Below are 6,806 nucleotides of genomic sequence, written 5' to 3' on the forward strand. Positions count from 1 at the left end.
AAGTAATATCACAACCTATTCCATGTAACTCTGGTACAGTGATTCTATGTTAGATTTGCTCAACAAGAATGAAACCTTAATTCCATACATTAAAAACTATTTAAAAAGCTACTGCTAAGTAGGTGAGCATAAATAAACGCAATATAGTATTTCTCAGGCTAGTGAGGTAAAGTGCTGGATATCCCTATAACCCCCTGAAAAAGACAGGATCAATTTATTCTCACTAGAGAAAAAAGGAGGATGGGGGTGGGGAGTTTGGAAAATGTGGGAACTACAGGATCTTAACAAAGTATAGGGTTTTCATTAATGGATAATGGATAATGGATAATTACCTCTCCCTTTTAGGGAGATGATTGACACTTAACAGGAAAAGATTTATTTTTTTCCCCTTGAAAGGGGAGGCTTCAAGGCGTCAATTATCTAATTATTTAATTGCTTAATTATTAATTATTTCGGTAAATATTCTCTGACGACAAAGAATTATCCCTGCCTTTTTCAGGGGGACTTGCAAGTCCCCCTGAAAAATAGATCGTTGATGTACTTAACGCCACTATATTATAGGGCGGGTTTTGAGTGCTAGATAGTTCTTGCGTCAAGCCTTTCGATTAAACCTGCCCCTACAATTTTTTTAAAGTTTGGTAGTTGTGGATAGTAATGGCAGAATAGGAAAAAGCAATTCCTGCCTGCGGGTACAGGAGGAAGATGCTCCCACTGTTCTCGTAACAAAAATAATTACAATGCACCACCACCAGGAAATGTTTTTGGAGGGTTACTCATCAATTGCCTTTACAAAAACATAGGTCACTAATCCGACGGCTCCCCTATCTGTAGGTAGGGCCGTTTCATTCTTGGTTAAGGCTCCAGGGGAGCAGGGGAGAATTTTCCACAAGGGTATCCAGGATTTTCCCCAAATTTATCCCTTAATAATTTTGGTGTGGCAATTGATTTTTCACAAATTCAGTTGATTTGACCAAGATTATGCAGAGAGCTTTTCCCTACCTCCACCCCGAAAAATCTACCGTTTTTCGTAACTTTTCCCCAAATTCGGGTAATGGTGTCCCCAATTCTCATTCATATCAATTATTTATTTGACTTTGAAACAGCCCTGCCTATCAGTAGGGGCGAATGGCCATTCGCCCCTACTGACTTTTGACTTCGTTAACAAACTGGTATTAGGCCCAACTGAGAAAAAATGATAATCTGAATTATTATAAGTTGAGCTTATCTTGTTATTTAAGATACATATTTATATTTTTCAACAAATATCTTTACAAAGTTTTACACAATTTAGTAATATTAAATAAATAAAGGTAAGTATTTGTTCTCACTGTTATGATGGCAACTCAATTTCCCTGGCTCACCACTATAGTCCTACTGCCCCTTCTGGCAGCCCTACTTATACCGCTCATACCTGATAAAGACGGAAAAACCATGAGATGGTATGCCCTCGGCGTAGGTATCATAGACTTTGCCTTAATGTGCTACGCTTTCTGGAATCACTACAACCCCAGCGACTCCGGTTTTCAACTCGTAGAAAAATATGCTTGGCTCCCTCAAATAGGTTTAAGTTGGGCAGTATCAGTAGACGGTTTATCTATGCCACTGGTACTCTTAGCTGGTCTAGTCACAACACTTTCAATGTTCGCGGCTTGGCAAGTAGACTACAAACCACGTCTTTTTTATTTCCTGATGTTGGTCTTGTACTCTGCCCAGATAGGAGTGTTTGTTGCTCAAGATATAATGTTACTCTTCATTATGTGGGAACTAGAATTGGTTCCTGTCTACCTACTCATCTCAATCTGGGGTGGTAAGAAACGTCGTTACGCTGCAACAAAATTCTTGCTCTACACAGCAGCAGCTTCTATATTTATTCTCGTGGCAGCTTTGGGAATGGCCCTCTACGGTGGCGGCAATATTACCTTTGACATGGTGGAGCTAGGTCTGAAAGATTATTCACTAGCTTTTGAACTTCTAATGTACGCAGGATTACTTATTACTTTTGGAGTTAAGTTAGCTGTTTTCCCTCTACACACATGGCTACCTGATGCTCACGGCGAAGCTTCTGCACCTGTCTCAATGATTCTTGCTGGTGTATTGTTGAAAATGGGTGGATATGGATTAATTCGCCTTAACTTAGAAATGCTCTCTGATGCTCATGTTTACTTTGCTCCCGTCCTGGCAATTCTAGGTGTTGTTAATATCGTTTACGGTGGTTTAAATTCTTTCGGTCAATCTAACATGAAGCGCCGTTTGGCTTACTCTTCTGTTGCTCACATGGGTTTTGTCTTGTTAGGTATTGCTTCCTTCACTGACTTGGGAGTAAGTGGCGCTCTACTACAAATGATTTCTCACGGTTTAATTGCTGCGGTATTATTCTTCCTCGCAGGTGTAACTTACGATCGCCTCCACACTTTATCATTAGACGAAATGGGTGGTCTTGGTCAAGTAATGCCAAAAATATTTGCTCTATTTACAGTTAGCGCAATGGCATCCTTAGCTCTTCCTGGAATGAGTGGTTTTGCTAGCGAACTAATGGTATTTGTCGGTGTAACTAGCAGTGATGTTTACAGCTCTGTTTTCCGTACTGTGACAGTTTTCTTAGCAGCAGTTGGTCTGATATTGACTCCTATCTATCTACTCTCCATGTTGCGTCAAATGTTCTACAGCACTGGTCAAGCACCAGCTTGTCTCCTCAAAGATACTCCTTATGAAAATGAAATTCTAGATGAGGCTGTTTGCTTCGGTACTAACTGTGTGTTACCTGCGAAAGCTGTTTATACAGATGCTAAACCAAGAGAAGTGGCGATCGCTGCTTGTTTCCTAGCTTTGATTATCGGAATTGGTTTATATCCTAAGATGGCAACTGGAATGTATGACGCGAAGACAGTTGCGGTAAATACTCAAGTACGTCAATCATACACTTTTGCTAAAGCTAATCCTCAATTGTTTGCTGAACGTCCTTTCTTGCCCAGAATTCCTGAGTCTGAAGTATTATCTGTTTCTGGTGTGTTTAAATAAGATGGCGATCTGGATTTAGTAATTAGGTTTTATCGGAATAATAATTAATAGTAGGGACGTTCCATGGAACGTCCCTACTTTGGTTTACAGCGGTTTTCATTTAAGGAGTCCAGTAGGGTGCGTTAGACGGCTTAAGTTCAGACCATTTTAACTTCCCTGGCGGGAAGTCCCGCGCTCTCCGGTGGGGGAGCGTCATAAAGGAAAGCCAGGGCCAAGATTCGGATACCTCCACAAGCTAAACGTTCATAAGCCGCAAGACATGCTAGGTACATTTTGTTATTGTAAGCGTCATCACAGGGGGAGGACATCACCTCTGTTAAAAAAGCGGTCAGTTTTTGCTGACTGAAGAATCCCGCTTTGTCGCGAATATAGCAACGTCGGGAGTATGTCAAGTGATTCAGCAATCCGTCGTAACGCACCATTTTACCTGCGTTACGCTTTGCTACTAGACTTTCAGTTTGTTCCTAATATTGATATTTGACTATCTAGCCTAGTTGCAGATAAACCCAAACTTAACTCCTGTCGAGACGTTTGTACAATTGGTTGACGAAATGATAATTCGTAAGTATTAGAATTTGATTCAATATCGAGTCTTTCAAAGGGTGATTCTATGACTTCGTTATCTCGATGACGGTAAAATAGTTCGATACGACCATTACTGGAGTTGACAGGAATAGAATAAGATACTTCTATGGTGTCGCTGCCATCGGTATTGGTGTAGAGAGTATTCAAACTGTCACCAAAACCTGTAATATTCCCATGAGCTACTTCTACTCCTTGCCGAAATGTTCCCACACTTGGCGCTCTGCCGTTATTACTAATAGTTGCTATTTGCCAGGGGTTTGCTGTGATAACTTCTACCTCTAATATATTTGTATCTGGGCGCACTCCGGCTGAGAGTTCCGCTGATATCGTTTTGATATTGGGGTCTAGTTGTAATAGTTGTAGGGCAGAAAATAGTTTTTCTTGGTTGAGGGGAGCGGTGGTTGCTTTTTTTAACCTACTTTTGATAGACCACAGTAGGGACGTTGCACAGGCAAAAATGCGTTTTCCGTTCCGGAATGCTCCGCTTTCCATGTCGGCGACAGCCGTTAACGGAGTTATGCGCCAGCAAAACATATCGCGCAGCGAAACGTCCCTACAGGGTTTTGGTGACAACTATGTGGTTTATTGACCTGAAAACTGCTGTAACCTAAGTTCAAAAAGCTGATAGCTTAATGCTAATAGCTAGTTAACTTTTTTCTCCCATGGCGATCGCACTTCTTTTAAGAACTCATATTACAGCGGTTTTCATTTTAGTAGACCACAGTAGGAACGTTGCATGCAACGTCCCTACAAGGTTTTGGTTATAGGGATGTAGTTCATCAATTTGAAAACCGCTATAAGTCCTCTTCTATAGATTTGCTATCTTTGCCAATAGTTGGGTTGAGGAACGAAACCCAACCTACATTGACTAATAGCTAATTAACTGTTTTCTCCCATGGCGATCGCACTTCTTTTAAGAACTCATATAAGTCCTCTCCTTCTATCACTTCTTTTTCTAAAATTTGCTGAGAANTAGGGATGTAGTTCATCAATTTGAAAACCGCTATAAGTCCTCTTCTATAGATTTGCTATCTTTGCCAATAGTTGGGTTGAGGAACGAAACCCAACCTACATTGACTAATAGCTAATTAACTGTTTTCTCCCATGGCGATCGCACTTCTTTTAAGAACTCATATAAGTCCTCTCCTTCTATCACTTCTTTTTCTAAAATTTGCTGAGAAATATTTTCCAATAAATTACGATTATGATTCAAAATATCTAATGCTTGCTGATGAGCTTTTTCTACAATTTCTTTTACTTCATTATCTATTGCTTCTGCAGTTTTTTCACTCACTAAACGACGGGGATTAACTCCTTCATTACCTAAAAATCCTCCTTGACTACGCCGTTCATAAGCCAAAGGTCCTAACACTTTACTCATACCATAAGTTGTTACCATTTGTTCGGCAAAATCAGTTGCTTTTTGTAAGTCTCCCGAAGCTCCAGTCGTGATATTTCCAAATACAATTTCCTCCGCAGCACGACCTCCTAAAAAAGNCACTAAACGACGGGGATTAACTCCTTCATTACCTAAAAATCCTCCTTGACTACGCCGTTCATAAGCCAAAGGTCCTAACACTTTACTCATACCATAAGTTGTTACCATTTGTTCGGCAAAATCAGTTGCTTTTTGTAAGTCTCCCGAAGCTCCAGTCGTGATATTTCCAAATACAATTTCCTCCGCAGCACGACCTCCTAAAAAAGTAGCAATTTGGCCCCGAATTTCTTCTTCATCTCTTAAAAATCTATCCTCAGTTGGTAACTGCAAAGTATAACCTAAAGCTGCCATTCCTCTTGGCACAATAGAAATTTTTTCCACCTTACCACTACCAGGCATTAATGCACCAACTAAAGCATGACCAACCTCGTGATAAGCTACTATTTTCTTTTCGCGATCGCTCAAAACTCGACTTCTTTTTTCCAAACCAGCAACCACTCTTTCAATAGCTTCAGCAAAGTCTATTTGTGCGACAGTTTCTCGTTTATTTCTGGCAGCTAATAAAGCAGCTTCATTCACAAGATTAGCTAAATCTGCTCCTCCAAAACCAGGAGTTCTGGTTGCTATTTTATGCAAGTCAACATCTTCTCCTAACTTAACTTTTTTGGCATAAATATTTAAAATTGCTTCCCGACCAACTAAGTCTGGACGGTCTACTAATACCTGTCGATCGAATCTTCCCGGACGTAATAAAGCAGCATCTAAAGCTTCAGGTCTGTTAGTCGCTGCTAAGACAATAACTGTTAAATCTCCTGCGCCAAAACCATCCATTTCAGTTAACAGTTGATTCAGAGTTTGTTCTCGTTCGTCGTTTCCGCCACTGTGGAAATTTCCACTGCTTCTAGACTTACCAATTGCGTCTATTTCATCAATAAAAATAATGCAAGGAGCTTTCTTTTTTGCCTGTTGAAATAAGTCACGAACTCTCGCAGCACCAGTACCAACAAATAGTTCGACAAATTCGGAACCAGAAATACTAAAAAATGCTACTCCTGCTTCTCCGGCAACTGCTTTTGCTAATAAAGTTTTACCTGTTCCAGGAGGTCCGACTAATAACAAACCTTTAGGAATTCTGGCACCAATTTCAGTGAAGCGTTTTGGTGTTTTTAAGAAGTCTACAATTTCGGTTAATTCTGTCTTTGCTTCTTCTACTCCTGCAATATCAGCAAAGGTGATTTTTTCTGATTCTCCTTCTATATAAACTTTAGCTTTACTCTTGCTCATTGATAGGGAACCTTGGGGTCCGCGATTCATAAAAAACTGAAATGCTGCTACTAATATAATGGGTGGAATTACCCAATTTAAAAGAAGAGCAAACCAACGACTTTGAGGGGGTGCGGCTTGAAATACAACTTTATTATTTTCTAAACGTTTAAGTAATTGAGGGTCATTTATTGTGGTAGTGGCAAGTAAAGGTCCGGGTTTATCTTCTTCTCCTTTGAGGCGATATAAAATTTGTTCGTTATCTATTTGCACTCCTACTACTTGTCCGTTTTCTACTTGTTGAATAAATACACTATAAGGAACGCGAGGAGGTTTGCGACGTGGCATGAATGTGTAGACTGCTAATAACAGACCTGCCAAAATTAATAAGGCGCTTCCAATTTGACGGTTACGGGAATTTTTTGGATTCTTTTTAATACTCATGTTTATTGTGGTATAATTTTAACCCATAATTGACAAGAAGTCAGATTATTTCAGATTA

Annotated in this window: 2 protein-coding genes and 2 pseudogenes; 1 reads left to right on the top strand and 3 read right to left on the bottom strand. The window is 39.9% G+C overall.

Going from position 1 to position 6,806, the window contains the following annotated elements; genetic code table 11:
• Window positions 1–1,332 precede the first annotated feature (1,332 nt).
• Complete coding sequence (locus AFK68_RS16750; RefSeq protein WP_094673769.1) at window positions 1,333–3,018, top strand: NAD(P)H-quinone oxidoreductase subunit 4; 1,686 nt, start codon at window positions 1,333–1,335, stop codon at window positions 3,016–3,018.
• Between the two features lie 453 nt (window positions 3,019–3,471).
• Here AFK68_RS16750 and AFK68_RS16760 read toward each other — a convergent pair whose 3' ends face one another.
• From AFK68_RS16760 to ftsH, 3 genes and pseudogenes are all read right to left on the bottom strand, one after another.
• The gene (locus tag AFK68_RS16760; RefSeq protein WP_168186514.1) at window positions 3,472–4,137 is read right to left on the bottom strand and encodes a ShlB/FhaC/HecB family hemolysin secretion/activation protein; all 666 of its coding nucleotides are present in this window, start codon (window positions 4,135–4,137) and stop codon (window positions 3,472–3,474) included.
• Window positions 4,138–4,687: 550 nt separating this feature from the next.
• Window positions 4,688–5,100 (bottom strand): annotated as a pseudogene (locus AFK68_RS45490) (cell division protein FtsH); the annotation flags it as partial.
• Window position 5,101: 1 nt separating this feature from the next.
• A pseudogene (ftsH, locus tag AFK68_RS16765) lies at window positions 5,102–6,748 on the bottom strand (ATP-dependent zinc metalloprotease FtsH); the annotation flags it as partial.
• Window positions 6,749–6,806: the final 58 nt, after the last annotated feature.

Source organism: Hydrocoleum sp. CS-953 (assembly GCF_002260545.1).
Taxonomy (GTDB): Bacteria; Cyanobacteriota; Cyanobacteriia; order Cyanobacteriales; family Microcoleaceae; genus Trichodesmium.